The sequence below is a fragment of the Klebsiella sp. CN_Kp091 genome (assembly GCF_040065095.1).
Classification (GTDB): domain Bacteria; phylum Pseudomonadota; class Gammaproteobacteria; order Enterobacterales; family Enterobacteriaceae; genus Klebsiella; species Klebsiella aerogenes.
In genome coordinates this window covers 57,887-79,984 of the sequence record NZ_JBEAIO010000010.1, presented here as the reverse complement: position 1 = coordinate 79,984, position 22,098 = coordinate 57,887, and the positions used below count along the sequence as shown (strand labels likewise).

25 protein-coding genes are annotated in these 22,098 nt (G+C 56.7%); 4 read left to right on the top strand and 21 right to left on the bottom strand.

Annotated features, from left to right (window positions below; genetic code table 11):
- Window positions 1-189: 189 nt before the first annotated feature.
- Window positions 190-654, top strand: coding sequence for an anaerobic ribonucleoside-triphosphate reductase-activating protein (gene nrdG / locus ABLV17_RS10350; RefSeq protein WP_047055717.1), 465 nt, complete (start codon window positions 190-192; stop codon window positions 652-654).
- Between the two features lie 3 nt (window positions 655-657).
- On the opposite strand, the gene ABLV17_RS10345 is transcribed toward nrdG, so the two are convergent.
- The 14 genes from ABLV17_RS10345 to pmbA form a co-directional block, all read right to left on the bottom strand.
- A complete protein-coding gene (locus tag ABLV17_RS10345; protein WP_308957783.1) occupies window positions 658-942 on the bottom strand; it encodes a type II toxin-antitoxin system RelE/ParE family toxin in 285 nt (94 codons plus the stop codon).
- Window positions 932-1,174 (bottom strand): type II toxin-antitoxin system RelB/DinJ family antitoxin, encoded by a 243-nt coding sequence (locus tag ABLV17_RS10340; protein ID WP_002886901.1) that lies wholly within the window; start codon window positions 1,172-1,174, stop codon window positions 932-934. Before ABLV17_RS10340 ends, ABLV17_RS10345 begins: the two co-directional genes overlap by 11 nt.
- Window positions 1,175-1,251: 77 nt before the next feature.
- Complete coding sequence (locus tag ABLV17_RS10335; protein ID WP_113374831.1) at window positions 1,252-3,162, bottom strand: PRD domain-containing protein; 1,911 nt, start codon at window positions 3,160-3,162, stop codon at window positions 1,252-1,254.
- 22 nt (window positions 3,163-3,184) lie between these two features.
- On the bottom strand, window positions 3,185-4,336 hold the full coding sequence (locus tag ABLV17_RS10330; protein WP_087858329.1) for a lactonase family protein: 1,152 nt from the start codon (window positions 4,334-4,336) through the stop codon (window positions 3,185-3,187).
- A gap of 125 nt (window positions 4,337-4,461) precedes the next feature.
- The gene (locus ABLV17_RS10325) at window positions 4,462-5,202 is read right to left on the bottom strand and encodes a KDGP aldolase family protein (protein WP_308957782.1); all 741 of its coding nucleotides are present in this window, start codon (window positions 5,200-5,202) and stop codon (window positions 4,462-4,464) included.
- Window positions 5,199-6,317, bottom strand: a complete 1,119-nt coding sequence (locus ABLV17_RS10320) for a DgaE family pyridoxal phosphate-dependent ammonia lyase (protein ID WP_015368571.1) — start codon at window positions 6,315-6,317, stop codon at window positions 5,199-5,201. Before ABLV17_RS10320 ends, ABLV17_RS10325 begins: the two co-directional genes overlap by 4 nt.
- Window positions 6,301-7,434 (bottom strand): amidohydrolase/deacetylase family metallohydrolase, encoded by a 1,134-nt coding sequence (locus ABLV17_RS10315; RefSeq protein ID WP_213317456.1) that lies wholly within the window; start codon window positions 7,432-7,434, stop codon window positions 6,301-6,303. Before ABLV17_RS10315 ends, ABLV17_RS10320 begins: the two co-directional genes overlap by 17 nt.
- Before the next feature lie 112 nt (window positions 7,435-7,546).
- On the bottom strand, window positions 7,547-8,191 hold the full coding sequence (locus tag ABLV17_RS10310) for a DUF4310 family protein (RefSeq protein ID WP_015368573.1): 645 nt from the start codon (window positions 8,189-8,191) through the stop codon (window positions 7,547-7,549).
- A 13-nt stretch (window positions 8,192-8,204) separates the two neighbouring features.
- Entirely contained in the window at window positions 8,205-8,981 is a 777-nt protein-coding gene (locus tag ABLV17_RS10305; RefSeq protein WP_015368574.1) for a DUF4311 domain-containing protein, read from the bottom strand.
- A gap of 21 nt (window positions 8,982-9,002) precedes the next feature.
- Window positions 9,003-9,302, bottom strand: a complete 300-nt coding sequence (locus tag ABLV17_RS10300) for a DUF4312 family protein (protein ID WP_015368575.1) — start codon at window positions 9,300-9,302, stop codon at window positions 9,003-9,005.
- Between the two features lie 2 nt (window positions 9,303-9,304).
- A complete protein-coding gene (locus ABLV17_RS10295; RefSeq protein ID WP_015368576.1) occupies window positions 9,305-9,667 on the bottom strand; it encodes an SFCGS family glycine-rich protein in 363 nt (120 codons plus the stop codon).
- Between the two features lie 10 nt (window positions 9,668-9,677).
- Window positions 9,678-10,016 (bottom strand): PRD domain-containing protein, encoded by a 339-nt coding sequence (locus tag ABLV17_RS10290; protein WP_015368577.1) that lies wholly within the window; start codon window positions 10,014-10,016, stop codon window positions 9,678-9,680.
- 278 nt (window positions 10,017-10,294) lie between these two features.
- Complete coding sequence (cybC, locus tag ABLV17_RS10285; RefSeq protein ID WP_015368578.1) at window positions 10,295-10,681, bottom strand: cytochrome b562; 387 nt, start codon at window positions 10,679-10,681, stop codon at window positions 10,295-10,297.
- 64 nt (window positions 10,682-10,745) lie between these two features.
- The gene (gene pmbA, locus ABLV17_RS10280) at window positions 10,746-12,098 is read right to left on the bottom strand and encodes a metalloprotease PmbA (protein ID WP_045360325.1); all 1,353 of its coding nucleotides are present in this window, start codon (window positions 12,096-12,098) and stop codon (window positions 10,746-10,748) included.
- Between the two features lie 94 nt (window positions 12,099-12,192).
- Between pmbA and yjgA the strand changes: the two genes are divergently transcribed.
- Complete coding sequence (yjgA, locus tag ABLV17_RS10275; protein WP_015368580.1) at window positions 12,193-12,744, top strand: ribosome biogenesis factor YjgA; 552 nt, start codon at window positions 12,193-12,195, stop codon at window positions 12,742-12,744.
- Window positions 12,745-12,797: 53 nt separating this feature from the next.
- Here the strand turns inward: yjgA and ABLV17_RS10270 are convergent, their stop codons facing one another.
- The gene (locus ABLV17_RS10270) at window positions 12,798-13,319 is read right to left on the bottom strand and encodes a GNAT family N-acetyltransferase (RefSeq protein ID WP_308957781.1); all 522 of its coding nucleotides are present in this window, start codon (window positions 13,317-13,319) and stop codon (window positions 12,798-12,800) included.
- 68 nt (window positions 13,320-13,387) lie between these two features.
- Complete coding sequence (mpl, locus tag ABLV17_RS10265) at window positions 13,388-14,761, bottom strand: UDP-N-acetylmuramate:L-alanyl-gamma-D-glutamyl-meso-diaminopimelate ligase (protein WP_087858324.1); 1,374 nt, start codon at window positions 14,759-14,761, stop codon at window positions 13,388-13,390.
- A 174-nt stretch (window positions 14,762-14,935) separates the two neighbouring features.
- On the opposite strand from mpl, the gene fbp reads away from it, so the two are divergent.
- Entirely contained in the window at window positions 14,936-15,934 is a 999-nt protein-coding gene (fbp, locus tag ABLV17_RS10260) for a class 1 fructose-bisphosphatase (RefSeq protein ID WP_015368583.1), read from the top strand.
- A gap of 34 nt (window positions 15,935-15,968) precedes the next feature.
- Here the strand turns inward: fbp and ABLV17_RS10255 are convergent, their stop codons facing one another.
- From ABLV17_RS10255 to ytfQ, 5 genes are all read right to left on the bottom strand, one after another.
- Window positions 15,969-16,469 carry a DUF2569 family protein gene (locus ABLV17_RS10255; RefSeq protein WP_308957780.1) on the bottom strand — a complete coding sequence of 167 codons (501 nt, stop codon included), beginning with the start codon at window positions 16,467-16,469 and terminating at the stop codon, window positions 15,969-15,971.
- 61 nt (window positions 16,470-16,530) lie between these two features.
- Window positions 16,531-17,538, bottom strand: a complete 1,008-nt coding sequence (gene yjfF / locus ABLV17_RS10250) for a galactofuranose ABC transporter, permease protein YjfF (protein WP_213317452.1) — start codon at window positions 17,536-17,538, stop codon at window positions 16,531-16,533.
- Entirely contained in the window at window positions 17,525-18,550 is a 1,026-nt protein-coding gene (gene ytfT / locus ABLV17_RS10245; protein ID WP_015704197.1) for a galactofuranose ABC transporter, ATP-binding protein YtfT, read from the bottom strand. Before ytfT ends, yjfF begins: the two co-directional genes overlap by 14 nt.
- Before the next feature lie 10 nt (window positions 18,551-18,560).
- Window positions 18,561-20,063 (bottom strand): galactofuranose ABC transporter, ATP-binding protein YtfR, encoded by a 1,503-nt coding sequence (gene ytfR / locus ABLV17_RS10240; protein ID WP_308957778.1) that lies wholly within the window; start codon window positions 20,061-20,063, stop codon window positions 18,561-18,563.
- A 103-nt stretch (window positions 20,064-20,166) separates the two neighbouring features.
- On the bottom strand, window positions 20,167-21,123 hold the full coding sequence (gene ytfQ, locus ABLV17_RS10235) for a galactofuranose ABC transporter, galactofuranose-binding protein YtfQ (protein ID WP_020079801.1): 957 nt from the start codon (window positions 21,121-21,123) through the stop codon (window positions 20,167-20,169).
- Window positions 21,124-21,527: 404 nt separating this feature from the next.
- Here ytfQ and ppa point away from each other — a divergent pair, with 404 nt between their 5' ends.
- On the top strand, window positions 21,528-22,058 hold the full coding sequence (ppa, locus tag ABLV17_RS10230; protein ID WP_087858319.1) for an inorganic diphosphatase: 531 nt from the start codon (window positions 21,528-21,530) through the stop codon (window positions 22,056-22,058).
- The last annotated feature ends 40 nt before the right edge of the window (window positions 22,059-22,098 follow it).

The following is a 22,098-nucleotide window of genomic DNA, read 5'->3' as shown; positions in this document are numbered from 1 at the left end:
CCCCTACTACTGTCGTAGCCCGGCCGAGCGCAGCGACGCCGGGAAATGGCCCCACTCCTCCGTTTTCGCAAAGCAATTAACGTCAGAGCAAGGCGGCAAACGAAGGAATCCCCAGGAGCGTACATTCAGTACGTGACTGGGGTGAGTGAGCGCAGCCAACGCCGCTATGGCGTTAATTGAGAAGCGAAAATGAATTATCACCAGTATTACCCCGTCGACATCGTCAACGGCCCCGGCACCCGCTGCACCCTGTTTGTCTCCGGCTGCGTCCACGAATGCCCCGGCTGCTACAACAAAAGCACCTGGCGGGTGAATTCCGGTATGCCTTTCACAACCGGGATGGCCGACCGCATCATCGCCGACCTCAACGATACCCGCATCAAACGTCAGGGGCTTTCACTCTCCGGCGGCGATCCGCTGCATCCGCAAAACGTCGCGGAGATCCTCAATCTGGTTCAGCGCGTGCGCGCCGAATGCCCGGGCAAAGATATCTGGGTCTGGACCGGCTATAAGCTCGACGAGCTCAATGACGCACAGATGCAAGTGGTGAACCTGATTAACGTGCTGGTCGACGGTAAGTTTGTGCAGGATTTAAAAGACCCGGCGCTTATCTGGCGCGGCAGCAGCAACCAGGTCGTGCATCATTTGCGATAGCGTTTAGAGCCGTTTATTCGCCTGATGATAAACGGCCGCTTTCTCTCTTTTGCCAATGGCAATAACGTAAACCACCACCACACTATCTCGTACTTGATACACCAGCCGATAACCTGACGCCTTAAGCTTGATTTTGTAGCAATCCGGCAAATCGCTCAGCCTGGCCGACTCCATTCGCGGATTCTGCACAATATGCTGGAGCTTATTTTTGAACTGTTTTTTGACCGTCTCGCCAAGCTTCTGCCATTCGCGCAAGGCTCGTGGATCAAACTCCAGTTCATAGGTCATCCAGACTCACCTTAACCCCCGGCCGTGGGTTTTCCAGCCGCTCGCGAACGGTGCGTAACAACGCCGCTTCGCCATCGCTGATGGTCATACTTTTCACCGGCATGCGGCCATTTTCCGCAATGTATTGAAACAGCAGGCGTACCGCCTCCGTTGGCGTCATATCGAGTTTCTCCAGCACGGCATAAGCCTCTTTTTTGAGTTTATCGTCCAGTCGAACATTGAGCGTGGCCATTATGCCTCCAGAAAGGGGAATTTTGTAATGCAGTATAGCATTACATTTGAATTACATTCGAATCTGGAAAACGCCTCTCAAAACCGGCTGACGCACTCCATCGCCACCGTTTTAAACTCATCGAAGCTGCGGGTCGCGGCGAGGCGGCTCATGGCTCGCTCGCGCAGGAACGTCACAAAAATATCGTAAATCGCCATCGCCTCTTCATACTCGCTCTTACTAATAGCGAGCAGGAAGATGATATGGGCGGTTTCGTCGCCCCAGGCGATTCCCTGCGGGGCAATAACGGTATAGACCACCGTCTTTTTCGCTAACAGGCCGAGGGCGTGCGGCAGCGCAATACCGTCACCCAGCATGGTGCTGACAATCGCTTCACGCTCGACCACCGAATCATGAAATTCTGCATCGACGAAGCCTTCCTGCTGCAGCTGCTGACACAGCTCGGCGAACAGCGTTTGCTGATCTATCGGCTTATCGATCACCCGGAAGTGGGCGGCATCGAAGTACTTATTCAACATCCACGGACGGGTACGATCCACCAGCACCAGCTTGCCAATCTGATCCAACTGGTAATCGGTGGGGAACGGCGCGATGGTCACCACCGGTTTATCTTTTTCGCTAATCCGCACCGTTGAGATAACAAAGTCCTCATCGATCGCTTCTCGCTGTTCATACTCGCGCTGGGAAATGGTGGCGGCGATCTCCAACTGCGGATATTTGCGCTGCAGGATCGCTTCGATCATCCGCACCATCGCATTGCTGGTATCGCATACCAGCAGTACGTGCGGTTGGCGCTGGTAGCCAATGTTGTAGTGGCGTTCCAGCCCGACGCCGATATGCAGCACCAGAAAGCCGATTTCGTTTTCGCTGATGGTATAAGGGGTGTATTTACCCCAGCTCGATACCGCGGCAAGTGTCATATCCCATGCCATCGGATAGTGCTGTTTGATGTTATCGAGCAGCGGATTGGGGATCATTATCTGATAGCGCACGCGGGTGATCATGGTCTTAATGTGGGTCAGCAGATCGGCGTGCAGCTGGGCGTCGTCCAGCAGGTTGTAGTTATACTGGCTGTTGATGTAACGCAGAATGTAATTGACCAGCGCTTCGTCATCGTCGGCGCTGATCGTTTCCGGGTCGACATCCTGTACCTGGCGAGCGGCGATATGCACGCATAGCCACTCTTCTTCGGCGGGCGAGAAGGGTTTTCCGGCCAACCGCTGTAGCTCTCCCGCCAAATCACGCGCGGCGTCGCGGACGTTTTGCGCCACATCTTCGGCGCTAAAATCGGCCAGCGGGTAGCCTTCACTCACGCGGCGCACCACAACCGCGCCGTACAGGCAGATAAAGCGCTCGCCGACATCGGTGAGGCGAATATGATGCCGCGTGAGCGTCTCCTGCAGCACCGGTTCCAGTTGCGCAGGAACATCCGCTTCCAGCGCCTCGGCGCTAATCAACGGATTAATGCCGCCCTGCAGCGTCAGCTCCCACAGTAAATCGGTCAGGCAGGCGCGAATCGATACCTCGCTGCCGAACAGCTTCATGCCGTGGCGCGGGCGGGTTTCAAGAGTCAACTGATAACGCTGGAAGCGCTCGCGCACCTCGACCATATCATTCTGCAGCGTGGCGCGGCTGACGAACCACTCATCGGCCAGATCTTCCAGCTTGATGGAGAATGCCGACGTCAGAAAACGCACCAGCAAAAAGTGGATGCGCTCCTGGGCGGTACGCGGCACGTGCTGCGTCTTCGGCGCCGTCTCCTCCAGCGCCTGAAAACGCGATCGGTCGTCAATCTTCAACTGATAACCGCTACCGCGGTTGAGGGTAAACTGCGCGCCATACTGCGCCAACAGCGCATTCAGCGCGGTAATATCGGCGCGCACGGTACGGGTAGAAACCGACAGCCGCTGCGCCAGTTCATCCTGCGGCAGCGTTTCATTTCGCAGCAGGGTGAAGAGTTGCGCTAAGCGTTGGTTGGGAAATCGCATGTCAGTTCCTTGTTGTTACGGCTCAGGGTTGGGCGGATATCACCATCTGCGATGGGCTACCGACCGGCGTGTAGTCTGAGGCAAAGGTTAATTTGCCATCCTTCGGCGCCACGCTAAAACGGGTAATATTATCGCTACGCTGGTTCATGACGTACAGCCACTGCCCCTGATTATCCAGCGTCAGCGTACGGGGGTAATCCCCACGCGTCCAGATATCCTCCTGGTGGCTCAGGCTGCCGTCAGCCAACACGCTAAAGTGAGCAATGCTGTTATGCAGGCGGTTGGCGACGTATAGCTGTTTGCCATCGTTGCTCAGCACAAGGCCCGCGGCAAAGCTGGTGCCCTTATACTCTTTCGGCAGCGCGGAGACGGTTTTGCCTTCGCGCAGCAGGCCGCTTTGCTTATCAAGATGATAGAAGGTCAGCGTCGACGCTTCTTCGTTAATCAGCCACAGACCGTCGCCCTTTGGCGTAAAGACGAAGTGGCGCGGACCGGCGCCCGGCGACGAGGCGGCGATAAACGGCGGATCGTTTGGCGTCAGTTTGCCGCTGGCGCTATCCAGCCGATACTGATAGATCCGATCCAGCCCGAGATCGGTGGAGTAAACAAACTTTCCGCTGGGATCGGCGGCGATCATATGGGCATGCGGGCCATTGTGATCGCTAATAGCAAAGCTGCCCTCGACGGCCGCCGCCGGACGTTCGGCGCCGGCCGGACCTTCATCCTGATGCACATCCACCGCTTCGCCCAGGCTACCATCTTCTTTCACCGGTAGCACGGCGGTGCTGCCGCTAACGTAGTTGGCCACCAACAGATATTTACCATCCGGCGTCAGGGAGAGATACACCGGCCCGGCGCCACCGGAGGCAACCTGGTTGAGTTCCGTCAGCTCGCCGTTCTTGTCAATTCGCCACGCCTGCACCACCCCTTTTTCGACTTCACTGGCGGCATACAGCGTTTTGCCATCGCGCGACACGGTTAGCTGAGCGACGTTCGGCAACGAGCTTACCAGCGCCTTATCGCGCAGAGCGCCGGTTTTGGCATCGACGGTAAAGCGATACAGACCTTCGCCATTAGGATTATAGGTGCCAATCCAGGCGTAGTGGGTTTGCGCGGCGGCGCCGGCGGCAAGCAAAGACAGTGAAGCAACAAGCAGGTGACGAGCGGTTGGCATGGTAACTCCTTGATGGTTCGGTGGGATAAGTTTCCCCTCACCCCGGCCCTCTCCCAAAGGGAGAGGGAGAAAACCAGATGGTTCCCTCTCCTTCCGGGAGAAAGTTAGGGTGAGGGGCAAAGGCACTACTTCACTAACTGTTTGGTCATCTCCAGCAACTGGCGAACATCGGCCGGGCGGGTGTTGCCGCTGGCTTTATCGATAATCGAGCTGTAAATATGCGGGATGATTTTACTCACGCCGGCATCCAGCGCGATTTTCAGGATCTCGCTGTAGTTTTCCAGATCGATACCGCCGGTCGGCTCCAGCCAGAAATCGTGTTCAGCGCAGGATTTGGCGACGGCTTCAAATTCGGCGCGGTGCTTCAGGCCGCCCATCGGGAAGTATTTGATTGAGCTGCCGCCCATATCTTTTAACAGCGCGATGGCGGTTTCCAGCGGAACAATCCCATCCGCCGCGCCGCTGCTCAGCGGGCCGGTTGAGATCTTCACCATTCCCGGCGTGCCGGTCGGCGAGACCAGGCCATTCACCACGGTCTCATTCTGCCCGAGCAGCGCGCGGCTGGTAGCCACGCCGGTGAAGACCTGGTTGACGTGCTGCGGCTGCACCTGGCGAGAAATCTCGCTCACCATCGCCGACTGGTTTGGGTCGCCTGCGCCCAGCCCGACGGAGAGCGCGTTATCAATCAGCTTCGCGTATTCACGCATATCGGCCACCGCGCTGGCGACGTCCGGATAGTTTTTGGAGAGCACGCCGACCAGTACGTGACCTTCCGCCGCGTCGTAAATTTCACGGGCGTTGTCTTTGCTGCCCGCCAGTACGTTCAGACACACGCGGTCACGATAAAAGTTTGGGGTCAGTTTCATGCTTTTTTCTCCTTATTCAGAACTTCTGCGATGCGGCGAGCGACCACCTCCAGCTGCTGCGCGTTCACGCTGCGGACATCGGCTTCAATAATGCCTTCATTCGCTTTATAGCCGCGGAAGTAAATGGCGTATTCGCCCTGCTTCAGCGCGTTAACCAGATCGCCGGTATTCACGCCAGTGGTCGCTTCATCAAATTTAATTTCGGCACGAGCGATATCGCGGCCCGCGCTATCCCACACCACCCGCGCGGTCACGCCGTTGAGAGTGTTGAGCTGTTCGATAAACGGCGTCATCTTGTCCACCATCTGCTGACCGCTCTCTTTAGTCGCCGTCAGGTAGTGTTCAATGGCGCAGGTCAGGCCAAGAATGCCCTCTTTACCCACTTTCATCGCCCGGCCAATCCCCATCGACTGGCGCTTAACCCACTCGACGTACTGCGTTTTGCCGATGACCAGCCCGCTGGTCGGCCCTTCAATCGCTTTCGCGCCGCTGTAGATAACCAGGTCGGCGCCCATGCGGTAGTAGCACTGCAAATCTTCTTCCGCCGCCGCATCGACGATCAGCGGCAAGTTATGCTGGCGCGCCACTTCCGCGGCCTGCGCGACGTTAAGCATGCTTTTTTGCACACAATGGTGGGATTTGATGTACAGAATCGCCGCGGTGCGCGGAGTGATCGCCGCCGCCAGCTGTTGGGCAGAACATTCGTTGGCGTAGCCCGCTTCCACCAGCTTACCGCCGCCCAGCGCCACCATGGTGCCAACCGGCGCGCCGAAGTTGACGTTGTGGCCCTTCGGCAACACGATTTCGTTATTTTCAATCGGGGTAACGTGCAGGTTCTCCAGCAGCCAGTCGCTGTCTTTCACCAGCACCGCTGCGACCGACTGGGCAATCCCCGCCGACGCGCAGGAGACAACGGTCGCCCCTTCCACATCCAGCAGTTTGGCGATGTACTCGCCGGTTTTATTCACCAGGTCTTTCATTTCAAAGTACTGGTTCATACCGGCCATCGCGGCTTCAACCACTTCCGGGCGCGGCGTGGAGACGCCCAGCGCCGTCATCCGGCCTGAAGTATTAATAACTTGTTTTAAATGGTATTTCTCAAAAATCGAAGGCATGTTCCGCGCTCCCTTGTTCGGTCAGATAGCCCTTGCCCGCGCGAATCGCGGCCAGCGGCACCAGAATGTTGTCAGCCTGCAGGCTCTCTTTTTCGGCATCCACCAGCAACGTGGGCTGATGCTGCAGGCTAAATAGCGTTAAATCGGCATCAAAGCCCGCTTCCAGGCGCCCTTTACGCGCCAGGCGCAGCCCCTCGGCGGCGCTGACGGTCACGCAGTCAATCACCTGCGGCAGGGTCATGCCGATGGCGAGGAACTTCGACATCACTAGCGCCAGCGAGCGCACCGGGCCATCGATACGGTTACGGCAGTAAATATCGGAGCTAATGGTGTGCGGCAGAATGCCCATCGCAATTGCCCGCCGCGCCACTTCAAAGCTGAAACTGGCGGTACCGTGGCCGACATCGAGTCGCACGCCGCGCTGCAGAGCGCGAGTAATGGAGCTGCGCAGCTCGCCGGCAGGATTAAGAATACGGTTCGGCTTGCCGTTATAGCAGTGGGTAATGATGTCGCCGCTGCTCAGCAGATCGGCGATTTCATCGAGGTTCGGCGGGTTATTGCCGATGTGCACCATCAGCGGCAGATCGCCGTTTTCCTGCTGAATGGCCTTGGCGCGCGCCAGCGGCGTAATGCCGTTTTCGCCGACGACGCTGCTGCTCATCCGCGCCTTCAGGCCGACGATAAAGTCAGGATGACGCTGCACCGCCTGCTGCACCGCGGCGGCGTCGATATTGGCCATATTCGCCAGCTCATTCTGCGCAATCAGCCCGACGCGGGAGATGTTGAGCAACGCATAAACTTCCGTCGCCGCTTTGCGGGTCAGTTGATAGAAGTCATCAACGTCGTCGGCGCCGGTGCTGCCGGCATCGATCACGGTGGTGACGCCGGTGGCGATGCCGACGCTATCCGGCTCATCGTGATAAATCGGTGAATTCGGGTAGCAGTGAACGTGAGAGTCAATCCAGCCAGCGCTGACGTAAACGTTGCCGTTCAGCTCAATGGTTTTACGGGAGGGCGCGCTAATCTCGCCCAGCGCCGCGATTTTCCCGTCCTGGATGGCGATATCAGTCAGGGTATCGTCGACGAGGCGCGCACGGCGCAGGAGTAAATCAAACATAGCTATCTCCTGATGAAAGAGTGAATCTGTTGCCGGATGGCGGCGTACCGCCTTATCCGGCCTACAAATCGCGCTGACTTGTAGGCCGGATAAGCGCAGCGCCATCGGGCGATTAGCTAATCGCAATCGGGAAGATGGAACCGAGGATCATCGCGCCGAGGATGGCGCCGCCGGTAATCGGTTTCTGCCAGATGTAGAACAGCAGTGCGCCAACCAAAGAACCAATCCCGATAGGAATAGACGCCGTCATCGCGCTGAGGATGATCAATGGACCGAGGAAGCGGCCGGAGGCGTTACCGGCCCCCATCATCACGTCAGCGCCGTAGGTAGAGTCGCTCTGGTTGATGGTGAACTTACGCGCCAGAATGATGATGTAGCCGACCGCCAGGCCGAGGATCAGACCGGTTGCCAGCGACGCGGCGAAGTTCGCCACCGGGAAGACAAAGCCCGCGCCGAGCAGCAGCGCCGGTACGCCGAGGCCGATACCGGTCTGAATGGCGCCGCCGATATCCAGAATCCCCACCAGCGAACCTTCGATGATGCGGGCGAACAGGAAGCTCGCGCCGAATGCCGCCACCGCGCCGTACGCGCCGGTATCAATCCCTGCCTTCAACATCGCCACGAAGGCCACTTCGTTAAAGGCGCCGATGCCGTACAGATAGTACATGTGCGTCCCGGCGAAGACGCCGGAGGAGAGCAGGCCAACAAAGATCGGGAACGACCAGTCGGCATACCAAAAACCTTTATTCTGTTCCATTATCAGGCTCCCGTTACTTGCCGCTGAGTGAGTTGTGGATCATGTCCAGCCAGTTCGGCACGGTCAGATGGAAGGATTCGAGCATCTTCATGTCGAAGCCGCGGAAGAAGCCGCTGAGGACAAACAGCGCGACAATGGCGATCATCATCACTTTGGTTACCCGGTTCCAGCCGCTCTCTTCTACGCCTTTACCGATCAGGATCCCCAGTACCAGACCCGGTACGGCGTTACCCATAATCAGCTGCGCCGCGCCGCCGAAAATCGTCGCCCAGAAGCCTGATTTCTTACCGGCATCAATAGCCGCCAGCCAGAAAATCACCGGCATCACGGTGTTCACCAGCAGGTTTGCCGCCGGAACCAATACCTTAACGGCGGTGACCTGCAGCGCTTCCGGTACGGAAGAGGCGGTCAGGTTAAGGAAGGCGACGACGATCATGCCGATGATGCCGCAGGCAATCGCCATTTTTTTCGGATCGTGTAGCGTTTCGCCAACGTTACGATTTTTCACCATCAACGCCGCCGCGCCCCAGTTCGGGATAATGCGGTGGTCAACGTCCTGGGTGAAGGAGCCTGCTGCAACGGAAGAGGCCCAGGCGTTAAAGAAGAAGCCGAGACCAAAAGAGAAGTGAGAAGCCGGATCGCCTTCGCAGGAATTCAGCTCGCCCAAGGTACGAAACGCCCCCATCCCTTGCGTGGTGGGCGCGTGAAACATGCGTGCCGCTCCGGCGCCCACGCCGACGCCGACCAGGCCGCCGATGATGAGCGATTTTATTAAAATTATCAGGAACATAATCTGACCCTTTGGTAACAATCAGGTTTGCGTGACGAAATCCACTTTATCGAGATCGATGGCGGTCACGTTGACGGTGACGTCCAGCTCCACGCTGTAGGTCCGTCGTTCACGGCGCAAAAAGATGAACAGAAACGCCTCTTTTCGTACCGCTTCGCGCGCATGAACAACCGTCACGTCCTGTGGCTCAATACGCAGTAGGATGCGCGATGATGACTTCATCACCGCAGCCTGCACATGGTTCAGGGCATCGGCGAAGGCCCGTGATTTGCTTTCGCCTTTGCCTGCAACCCTCACCGTGGTGGTGAATTGCTCTTTCATACTTATGCGCCGTATTTCTTTTTCCAGGCTTCAACCAGACGCTCGCCCAGCTCTTCTTTATCCATGAAGCCGAAGCCCAGCACGTTGCAGCCTTCGTTGATGGCGGTGACGCCCTCTTCAATAGAACGCATGCCGTATTTTGCTTTGTAGCCGTACTTGGTCTGCGCGGTGATAGCGCCTGCGCCGCCGCTGCCGCAGAAGGAGATGCCGAAAGAGGCGTTTTCCGCTTTCATCATGTCGCCAAGTTTCATGTCTGCAGCAACGCCAGGGACGACCACTGCACGTGCGCCGGCTTTTTCTGCGCCTGCCGCGACTTTTTGTCCTTTACCCAGACGGTCGCCAATAACTACGGTGATTTGTTCCATGTTTTGCTCCTTACAGGTTTTCTTTTGCGACTTCGAAGTGGACGGACAACAACCATGCCTCTTCATCAGGCAGGTTGCCGAACTGTGCGACCACTTCGCGGGCCAGCATCATTGAATCTTCAGAAATTTCTTCGAACAGACTGGCATCCACTTCCGGTAGCGGTTCGCCGCTGATTGACCGGTGGGCCATGGCCCGCACGTGGGAAGTCAGCATTTGCTCCTGAACGTCGTTAGGGACGATGTCGTGACGGCTTAACAGGGCGAAGACCTGCTGTAACATCTTGTCAGCCAGGCGTTCGGTCTGCGCCGCCTGCTCCCCTACGTCGTTTATTACCGCTCCGTTATTCACTTGTGTTACCCCGCTGATGTCTCTGGAATCCAAAGTAGCGCCGGGGGTCAGGAGTTTGTAGCGAGTTGTTTTCCACTTCGAAGTGGAAAGGGAGAAGGCTTAGGTGATCGACTCCACATATTCACCGGATAAATGTAAAAACAGGCGATATGACGTGATACGCATCACAACAATGCTCGAGGTTGAGCGGAAAAAGACCGGAAAAAGAAAAGGGAAAAATGTGATACAGGTAGGTTTTTAGGCGGGAGACATCGGCTGACGCCTCCCGAAAACGGCGATTAGCGATACTTCTTATGGTAGGTATTGCGAGTAGTTTTGAAGTCCTCCGCGGCGGCCTGCGCCTCTTTCAGCTTACCGGCGTCAGCTAACTTCAGCGCGCCGTCGATCTGGCCGACCAACGTCTCCAGACCGTGGCGGAAATCTTTCATCTCCGGGCTATCGGCCGCTTTGCCTTCCAGTTTTGGCGGCGTCTCTTTCTGGGCGTCAACGGCAGCGGTACGCATCTTATTCAGCGCCGCTTTCAGCTCGCCAATGTCTGAGGTTTTCTGTACCACCTGCAGGTTTTCCGCAAGGGTGTCCATGTCTTCGCCAAGGTCGGCGAACGCCGATGCCGAACCGAGCGCAAAAGCAGAGACGGCCAGCATCGCTAACAGTTTTTTACGCATTGCTCACTTCCTTTTTATTATGAAGATATCAAGCGGGCGCGGCAGGACGCGCCCGGCACACAGGTCATTGACCGGCGATTTTCATTTCCGGCAGCAGTACGGAACCACACTGAATATTGCTGCGCGTTTCGATATCGTCGCCGACGGTGACAATATTACGCCACATTTCTTTCAGATTTCCGGCGATGGTGATCTCACTGACCGGATACTGAATTTCGCCGTTTTCTACCCAGAAACCGGATGCGCCGCGCGAGTAGTCGCCGGTCACGCCACTGACACCCTGCCCCATCAATTCGGTGACCACAAGCCCGGTGCCCATCTCTTTAAGCATCTTTGCAAAACTCAGGCCACGGCCGTTGATGCGCCAGTTATGGATGCCGCCGGCGTGGCCGGTGCTTTTCATACCCAGCTTACGCGCGGAGTAGTTAGTGAGCAGCCACTGGGTCAGCACGCCGTCTTTGATGATGTCGCGACGTTCGGTGCGCACGCCTTCGCTGTCGAACGGCGTGGAGGCCAGCCCCTTCAGCAGATGCGGATGTTCTTCGATGGTCAGCCACTCCGGCAGGATCTGTTTGCCGAGGGAGTCGAGGAGGAAGGTCGATTTACGGTAGACCGCGCCGCCGGCGATCGCCCCAACCAGGTGGCCAAACAGCCCGGTAGCCACTTCGTTGGCGAAGATAACCGGCGCTTTCATCGTCGACAGCTTACGCGGCGCCAGGCGCGACAAAGTGCGGCGGGCGCATTCGTTGCCGACCCACTCCGGGGTCTGTAAATCGCCAAGGGCGCGGCCAATGGTGTAGGCGTAGTCGCGTTCCATATCGCCGTTTTCTTCGGCAATCACGCAGCTGGAAAGCGAGTGGCGGGTAGAGCAATAGCTCTGGAGCATGCCATAGCTGTTACCGAACACTTTAATTCCATAGTGGCTGTTGAAGCTGCCGCCTTCGGTATTGGTGATACGTTTGTCGGCCTGCAGAGCGGCCTGCTCGGCGCGGGCCGCCAGCTCGATGGCTTCATCGGGGGAGACCTCCGCCGGATGGAACAGGTCCAGATCCGGGGCGTCAAAGGCCAGCAGTTCTTTATCCGCCACGCCGGCAAACGGGTCCGGCGAGGTGTAACGCGCGATATCCAGCGCCGCCTGCACGGTACGGGCGATAGCGTCCGGGCTCAGGTCGGTCGAAGAGGCGCTGCCTTTACGGTTTTGATGATAAACGGTGATGCCGAGCGCGCCGTCGCTATTGAATTCAACATTCTCCACCTCACCGTAGCGGGTGCTGACGCCGATGCCGGTGGTCTTGCTGACGGAGACTTCCGCACCGTCGGATTTGCCTGCCGCCAGTTCCAGTGCCGTACTAACGGCTTCTTCCAGCGTCTTACGCTGCTGTGCAACTTGAGAGATGACTTTCATTGCTAATGCCATAATGTAAGAAGGAGTTAACTGAAGTCTAACAGAGAACCGTTTTTCAGTGCGCGCCTTAACTGGTAACATTAGCCTCTTTTTTAAGGAGCCTGAGATGACAAAGCAGCCCGAAGACTGGCTCGACGACGTGCCCGGTGATGACGTTGAAGATGAAGATGATGAAATTATCTGGGTCAGCAAGAGTGAAATTAAGCGCGATGCGGAAGAACTGAAGCGTCTTGGCGCGGAAATGGTAGACCTCGGTAAGAACGCGCTGGATAAGCTGCCGCTCGATACCGACCTGCGCGACGCCATTGAACTCGCCCAGCGTATCAAGAAAGAAGGCCGCCGCCGCCAGCTGCAGCTGATTGGTAAAATGCTGCGTAACCGCGACGTCGATCCGATTCGCCAGGCGCTGGATAAGCTGAAGAACCGTCACAACCAGCAGGTGGCGCTGTTCCATAAGCTGGAACAAATCCGCGATCGCCTGATTGATAATGGCGATGATGCTGTCGTAGAGGTATTGAACCTGTGGCCAGACGCTGACCGTCAGCAGCTGCGCTCACTGATCCGCAATGCCAAAAAAGAGAAAGAAGGCAACAAGCCGCCAAAATCCGCGCGCCTGATCTTCCAGTATCTGCGCGAACTGGCCGAAAACGAAGGCTAGTCCCCACGCTAACCGCCATCTCCCGGATGGCGGCGCGTTGCGCCTTATCCGGGCTACCCCATCACCTCTCGCCCTAAATCGCGGGCAAACTGCTGATACTGCGCCGCATCGATCGGTTGCGGACAGCTCAACACCAGCAGTTCATGATCGTCGATCCCTTGATGATAGGTCGGATGCCGGTGCGCCCAGGCATTGGCATGGAATCCCATCGACTGATAAAAGCGCAGCCGCTTATGGGCGATTTCGCTGGTGAGCGGATCGATTTCCAGAATAGTCAGCGGCGCACGCGTCAGGATCTGCGCCAGCAGCTGTTTGCCATAGCCGCGCGAACGCAGGGTGTCGTCAATCGCCAGATGTTCGATATAGCTATAACCGGCAAACTGCCAGCAGCCGCTCAGGCCAATAAATATCCCGTCATCAAACCAGGCTTCCAGCGCATAGTGCGGGTTGCTCAGCGCCTGAAGTTTGGCGTCGCTTTCGCGCTGTTCGTGCCATGGAAAGGCGCGGGCGTACAGCGCGTCAAGCGCGGCGAAATGGGGCGAATCGGTAGAAAGTACTCTTTCACAGGTCAGCATCACACAATCCCTGGTGGCGAAAACAAAACTGCCCTCACGCGGAGGGCAGTAACCGGAAGCGTTCGCGTTTACTCTGCCGCGGCCGCTTTTTGCGCCAGTTTATCCAGCAGCTTCTGATGAATGCCGCCAAAGCCGCCGTTACTCATCACCAGAATATGGTCGCCCGGATGCGCGGTTTTCACGATCATATCCACCAGCGTATCGACGTCGGCGCTCCAGTGCGCCGGCTGTACGCAGGCTTCCGCCACTTCCGCCACCTGCCATGGGATATGCTGCGGCTGTAGCAGGAAGACTTCATCGGCGCGGCCCAGAGACGGCGCCAGATCGTCTTTGCAGACGCCCATTTTCATGGTGTTGGAACGCGGCTCCAGCACCGCCAGAATACGCGCGGTGCCGCCGACTTTGCCGCGCAGCGCCTGCAGCGTCGCGAGAATGGCCGTCGGATGGTGGGCAAAATCGTCGTAGACGGTCACGCCGTTGGCTTCGCCGCGCAGCTCAAGGCGGCGGCGGGCGTTGATAAAGCTGCCCAGCGCGTTAGCGGCATCCGCCGGCACCACGCCAACATGACGCGCCGCGGCAATCGCCATCAGGCCGTTGTGCATATTATGTTCGCCGACCAGCGCCCAGTTCACTTCGCCAACTTTTTCGCCGTCGAGCAGGACTTCCCACTGCGAGGCATCGGCGTTGAGTTTCTTCGCCTGCCAGTGGCCCTGTTCGCCCACCAGCTCCTGTTCGCTCCAGCAGCCCATCGCCATCACCTGCTTCAGGTTGATGTCGCTCTCCGGCAGAATAATCTTGCCTTTGCCCGGCACGATGCGCACCAGGTGGTGGAACTGTTTCTGAATCGCTTTCAGGTCGTCAAAGATATCCGCGTGGTCAAACTCAAGGTTATTGAGGATCAGCGTGCGCGGGCAGTAGTGAACGAACTTAGAACGCTTGTCGAAGAAGGCGCAGTCATATTCGTCGGCTTCAATCACGAAGAACGGGCTATCGCCCAGGCGTGCGGAAACTTCGAAGTTCCCCGGTACGCCGCCGATAACGAAGCCCGGCTTATAGCCGCAGGCTTCGAGGATCCACGTCGCCATACCGGCGGTGGTAGTTTTACCGTGGGTACCGGCGACGGCCAGCACCCAGCGGTCGCGCAGCACGAAATCGTGCAGCCACTGCGGACCGGACATGTACGGAATGTTGTTTTCCAGCACCGCTTCGACGCACGGATTACCGCGGGTCATGGCGTTACCAATAATCACCAGGTCCGGCTGCGGGTCCAGTTGGCTAGCGTCGTAGCCCTGAATCAGATCGATGCCCTGGTTTTCCAGCAGGGTGCTCATTGGCGGATAAACGTTAGCATCCGAGCCGGTTACTTGATGCCCGAGGGAACGTGCCAGCATTGCCAGCCCCCCCATAAACGTGCCACAGATTCCTAAAATATGAATGCGCATTCGTTACTTCCCTCATTAATCTGACCCGCATTTTACCCATATGTATGCCCCCTGAGAAATGCATTTCAGGCAAATCTGCATTTGCTGGCGCGATTCACCTGTGCGCAGTTTTTTTATTATTTGTTAAGATTGTTGCGTTCGTTTTACTCAACATAAAAATGCAGGGAACGAGTTATGAAAACGTTAGGTGAATTTATTGTCGAAAAGCAGCACGAGTTCTCCCACGCTACCGGTGAGCTGACTGCTTTGTTGTCGGCAATAAAACTGGGCGCCAAGATCATCCACCGCGATATCAATAAGGCCGGTCTGGTCGATATCCTGGGTGCCAGCGGTGCGGAAAACGTTCAGGGTGAAGTTCAGCAGAAGCTGGACCTGTTCGCGAATGAAAAATTAAAAGCTGCACTGCGCGCACGTGATATCGTCGCCGGTATCGCCTCGGAAGAAGAAGATGAAATCGTGGTCTTCGAAGGGTGCGAACACGCCAAATACGTTGTGCTGATGGATCCGCTGGATGGCTCCTCCAACATTGACGTTAACGTCTCCGTGGGGACTATCTTTTCTATCTACCGCCGCGTCACGCCGGTCGGGACGCCGGTCACCGAAGAAGACTTCCTGCAGCCGGGTAACAAACAGGTTGCCGCGGGTTATGTGGTTTACGGCTCCTCCACCATGCTGGTCTACACCACCGGCTGCGGCGTGCACGCCTTTACCTACGACCCGTCACTCGGCGTCTTCTGCCTGAGCCAGGAGCGGATGCGCTTCCCGGAGAAAGGCAAAACCTACTCCATCAACGAAGGTAACTACATCAAGTTCCCGATGGGCGTGAAGAAGTACATCAAGTACTGTCAGGAAGAAGATAAAGAGACCCAGCGCCCGTACACCTCGCGCTATATCGGTTCTCTGGTGGCTGACTTCCACCGTAACCTGCTGAAAGGCGGCATCTACCTGTATCCAAGCACCGCCAGCCACCCGCAAGGTAAACTGCGTTTACTGTACGAATGCAACCCGATGGCGATGCTGGCGGAACAGGCTGGCGGCAAAGCCAGCGATGGTAAAGAGCGTATTCTCGATATCATCCCGGAAAGCCTGCACCAGCGCCGTTCGTTCTTCGTCGGCAACGACCACATGGTAGAAGACGTCGAGAACTTCATTAAAGAGTTCCCGGACGCCTGATAACGCGGGCGCCCTCTAATGGGCGCCCGTTTTTTTAACTGACGAACGTCAATTGCACTCGTTTCGCTTTAAGAAAATAAGGGATAAAGATTGCGGAAATAACGCTGAAAACTCCCAGACAAAGCAAATCCCAAGCCGCAAATTGCCCCATTAAGATGTGATACGTAAGAATAGCCTTGATGAATAATGCAAGCCACCACGCAATCAGTAGCCCTATATAAAACTGCGGCAACTGACGTTTTTTCCGCCAGAATAGCGTGATAACGTAATTCGCCAGAAAGAATACGCTCGCAGCAAAAAACAAATTAAAAAGAATAAAAAATTTCACATAAAAACCAAGAGGATAGAAGTACATCTGAAACCAGTAACAATAGCAGAGCTGGCAAGCCAACATCAGACCACTAATAATAATAATCGGTAATAAAAATGCCGGAATGTATAGCCAACCACTAATATTATCACCTTGTTTTATTTTATTTTGCACATTGTTATCTATCCGCGCACAGTCGCTTTCACAATGCAAGTTCATCGTCATAATCCCTTATCTACTTTCCTTTTTCGCAGCAAAAGCGACTATAGCAAATAATTTTCGCTTCTCAAATTGGCTGTTTTTTTTCCTCATTATTTATTCGGCGGACAACAGCATTTTGCCTGTTTTCCCACAGCACCGTCAGCCCGCGCTGCAGCGCAATGAAGATAAACAGCAGAATGCCGATGGCAATCTTCGTCCACCATGAACTGAGCGTACCGTCAAAGTTGATGTAGGTCTGAATAAGCCCCTGAATCGCCACGCCGAACAGCGTCCCCAGTACCGTTCCGACGCCGCCGCTCAGCAGCGTGCCGCCTATCACCACCGAAGCGATGGCATCTAGTTCCACGCCTACGCCCGCCAGCGCGTAGCCCGCCTGGGTGTAGATAGAGAAGACAATGCCGGCAAGCGTCGCCAGGCCGGTCGACAGCATATAGATGCGAATGGTGGTGCTACGCGTGGAAATGCCCATCAAATTGGCCGACGTGGCGTTGCCACCGATGGCGTAGACCTGATTGCCAAAGCGGGTACGGTGGGCGAGGAAAATGCCCAGCACCACCACCAGCAGCATCAGCAGCCCCATCGCGCTCAGGCGGCCGCCGCCGGGGATGGTCCACGCCAGCCCGGACAGAGTGTCATACAGCGGGTGGTTAATAGGAATCGACTCTTCCGAGACCAGATAGCTCACCCCACGCAGGAAAAACATGCCGGCGAGGGTGATGATAAATGCCGGGATTTTTAGCGCATCGATCAGCAACCCCATAAACGCGCCGAAGGCGCAGCCCATGGCCAGTACCAGCGGGAAAGCCAGCAGCGGCGAGATCCCCCAAAAGCCGATCGCTTTGGCCAGAAACACGCCGGTGAAGGCAATCACCGACCCGACCGACAGATCGATACCGCCGCTGAGGATCACGAAGGTCATGCCGACGGCGATGATCCCAAGGAAAGCGTTATCGGTCAGGATATTGCAAATCACCCGCGTCGACGCAAAACCCGGAAACTGGGTCAGGCAGTAGAGATAGCCCAGCACGAATACCGCGAGGGTAATCATCAAAGGTAAATTACGTTTTATCACGCCCGCGTACCCCTTTCAGTAGACCGATAAAGCGCGGCGACTGAACGATCAGTACGCACAGCACCACCACCGCTTTCACCACCTGGTTGAGCTCCGGCGGGAAACCGGAGAGTAAAATCCCGGTGTTCATCCCCTGGATAATCAGCGCCCCCACCACCGACAGCAGCAGATTAAAGCGCCCGCCCATCAGCGAACCGCCGCCGATCACCACCGCCAGGATGGCGTCCAGCTCCAGCCATAATCCGGCGTTGTTGGCGTCAGCGCCGCGAATATCCGCCGCCACAATAATCCCGGCAATCGCCGCACAGATGCCGCTCAGCACATAGGCCAGCATCACCACAATGCGGGTATTCACTCCGGCATTTTTCGCCGCGCGGATATTGATCCCCACCGCTTCAATAAACATGCCGAGCGCGGTCCGGCGGGTAAACAGCCAGAACAGCAGCAGCGTTGCGACGGCGATAATCACCGGCGTCGGTAGCAACAGCAGCGATCCGCTGCCGAGCCAGGAAAGCGCCGGCGAATCAAAGGTGACTATCTGCCCGGAGGTAATCAGCTGCGCGACGCCGCGTCCGGCGACCATCAGGATAAGCGTGGCCACGAAGGGCTGGATCTTCAGCACGGCCACCAGAATGCCGTTCCACAGGCCAGCCAGCGCGCCTGCGCCTAACGCGGCGAGCAGCACCACCGGCAGGCTGTGACCGGCGACGGTCATCGAGGCAGCGGTCGCCCCGGCGATAGCCATCACCGCGCCGACCGACAGATCGATGCCGCCGGTGGCGATGACCAGCGTCATGCCAATCGCCAGCAGCGCCACCGGCGCCGCCCGGTTGAGAATGTCAATCGGGCTGCCAAACAGCCGCCCATCCTGCAGTAGCACCTGGAAGAAATGCGGCGCCACCAGGCTATCCACCGCTAATACCAGCAGGAGAGCGATAATTTGCGGCATGCCTTTCGGCCAGCTAAAGCGCCGTTTTGGCTGTCCGCTTTGTGGTACGGTTCTGGGCATCATGCTGGGCTCCTTATGCCGCAATCGCGTTCATGATCGCCGGGACCGACAGCTCGGCAAGGGGGATTTCCGCCACCTGCTGGCGATCGCGCATGATGATCACCCGGTCAGCGTAGCCCACCAGTTCTTCAAGCTCCGAGGAGATAACCAGCAGCGCCAGACCATCGGCGCAGAGGGTTTCTATCAGGCGAATAATCTCGGCGTGGGCGCCGACGTCGATACCGCGCGTCGGCTCATCGAGGATCAGGAACTGGGGTTTGGTCAGCAGCCAGCGCGACAACAATACCTTCTGCTGGTTACCGCCGGAGAGAAATTCGATCGGCTGTTCGGCGCTAGGCGTCCTGATACCTAACTGGCGAATAAAGCGTTCGGCAATCTCATGTTGTTCGCGGCGCGGGATCGGCCGCAGCCAGCCGCGCTGCGCCTGTAGCGCCAGCACGATATTTTCCCGTACCGAGGCGGCGGCGATAATGCCGTCGGTTTTACGGTCTTCAGGACAAAAACCAATGCCGAGGCAGGAGGCCTGATGCGGCGAGCGCAGCGTTTGCGGCTTGCCCTTGATCCACGCTTTACCGCTGTCGGCGGGCTTGATGCCAAAAATGACCTCCGCCGTTTCGGTGCGCCCGGATCCCAACAGCCCGGCCAGGCCGACGATCTCGCCCGGCCGCACCTGCAGAGTAAACGGCGCAATCGTGCCCTTCTTGCCAAAATCTTCAAATGCCGCCACCGGCTTATCGCTGAGCAGCGTGCGCCCGGCGCGCTGCAGCGCCTGATGGTCCAGCTCGCGGCCGAGCATCATTTTGACCAGTTCGATTTGCGGCAGCTCGCGGGTCTCCCGACAGCCGACGAAACTGCCGTTGCGCAGCACGGTAATACGGTCGCTGACGGCATAGACCTGGTCGAGAAAATGGGTCACAAAAATCAGGCTGACGCCGTTATCGCGCAGCTGACGCATCAGGGTGAATAGCATTTCCACTTCCTGAGTGTCGAGACTGGCGGTTGGTTCATCGAGGATCAACACTTTCGCCGACAGGTCGATGGCCCGGCAGATAGCGACGATTTGCTGCATCGCCACCGAAAAACGATTCAGCGGTTCGCGCACGTCGAGCGAGAAGCCGTAAGAGGCCATCAGCGCGGTAGCGCGTTTTTCCATCTCTTTGCGCCGCAGCAGACCAAAGCGCTTCGGCTCGCGGCCAATAAACAAATTATCCGCCACCGACATATTCGGCAGCAGGTTAACTTCCTGGTAAACGGTACCGATACCCAACTGCTGAGCGTGAGCGGTGTTTTTCGGCGATATTTGCTGCCCTTCCAGCCAAATCGCCCCGCGGTCGGCATGATACACGCCGGTGAGCGCTTTAATCAGCGTCGATTTTCCGGCGCCGTTTTCGCCCAACAGAGCCATGATTTCGCCGCGCCGCAGGCTGAAATTAACGTTATCCAGCGCCTTCACGCCGGGGAAGAATTTGCTGAGTCCTTCGGTACGAAGGATCTCCTGGTATTGGTCGGTGGTCATGGTTCCCCCTGCATCACGCCGGATGGCGCTGCGCTTATCCGGCCTACAAAAGAGCGAAATGTAGGCCGGGCAAGCGTAGCGCCCCCGGCATTTTCATGAAGGCTCAGTAACCCATATTTTTCTTCTTCTCTAACTCTTCTTTTGCCGTATCCGGCAGATAAAGGGTCGATTTGGTAATGGTCAGCTTCTCAGGCAGGGTGCCGTCTTTTTTGTATTTTTCCAGCGCATCAAACGCCGGACCGGCCATATTCGGCGTCAGCTCAACGCTGGCATTCGCCTCGCCGGCGATCATGGCTTTATAGATATCCGGCACGCCGTCGATAGACCCGGTGAGGATATCTTTGCCCGGCTTCAGACCGGCCTCTTTGATGGCCTGAATCGCGCCAATGACCATGTCATCGTTATGGGCGTAGACCATGCAGATGTTCTTGCCGTTATTCTCCGCCTTGATAAAGCTCTCCATCACCTCTTTCCCCTTACTGCGGGTGAAGTCGCCGGACTGCGAGCGGATAATCTTGATGTTGGACGCTTTGGCAATCGCCTCGGCGAAGCCTTTCTTACGATCGATAGCGACGCTGGCGCCCACGGTGCCCTGTAGCTCTACGACGTTACACGGTTTGCCATCGACGGTTTTCACCAACCAGTCGCCAATCAGTTGGCCTTCCAGCACGTTGTTGGCGGTGACGGTGGTCATATACAGCGACTTATCTTTAACGTCGATCGAACGGTCGAGGAGGAACACCGGGATATTGGCCTCTTTCGCTTCTTTTAGCACCGGCTCCCAGCCGGTCGCCACGACCGGCGCGATAAAGATCGCGTCCACGCCCTGGGCAATGAACGAGCGCACGGCTTTAATCTGGTTTTCCTGTTTTTGCTGACCGTCGGCAATCTTCAGGGTGATACCACGCTTCGCCGCTTCTTCCTTAGCAACATTCGTTTCGGCCGCGCGCCAGCCCGATTCAGAGCCGACCTGCGAAAATCCTACGGTCAGGTTGGCGGCCATCGCCATAGACGACATAGCTGCCGAAACCGCGGTGACGAGAAGTAAGCGCTTCCACATAAGATGTTCCTCGTAGGGTTATTGTTGGTTAAATGCTCACCTGCGAACAAACTATAGACAATCCGTTATGTAACTGAATGCGTTACATCACACTTCGAAAAAGTAAATAAAATGTTAAGTGCTGCGATTTGTCTGAGCTGAGCGGCGATAAGGCTTCCCGCCCAACGGCATGCCCTGCGCCAATGACGAAAATTTGCCTTCTGGATAACTGCCGCTCGTGACATTGAAAACGGTTACACAAATTTATTCAGAATGTGGCTATCTTTATGGATTTTAGGGTTATCTGAGGAAGAGAAATTCAGACGCTTCCCCCTGTATCAAGGCAAAAAGAAGCGAAGACATTCGATGTGAGTTGGCTATAATACCGGGCACTTGTTTGCCAAACATTTTTAAAGGAAACAGACATGAGCTTACTCAACGTACCTGCGGGCAAAGAGCTGCCGGAAGACATCTACGTCGTTATCGAAATCCCAGCTAACGCAGACCCAATCAAATACGAAGTTGACAAAGAGAGCGGCGCGCTGTTTGTTGACCGTTTCATGTCCACTGCGATGTTCTATCCGTGCAACTACGGCTACATCAACCACACCCTGTCTCTGGACGGCGACCCGGTTGACGTGCTGGTCCCGACCCCGTACCCGCTGGAACCAGGTTCAGTTATCCGCTGCCGTCCGGTTGGCGTACTGAAAATGACCGACGAATCCGGTGAAGATGCCAAGCTGGTTGCGGTACCGCACACCAAGCTGAGCAAAGAATACGATCACATCAAAGATGTGAACGACCTGCCGGAACTGCTGAAAGCCCAGATCACTCACTTCTTCGAGCACTACAAAGATCTGGAAAAAGGCAAGTGGGTTAAAGTCGACGGTTGGGACAACGCTGAAGCGGCTAAAGCTGAAATCGTTGCTTCCTTCGAGCGCGCTAAACAGAAGTAATTCTGTCTCAGGCAGGGTCATCCCCTGCCTGACTGCGGCA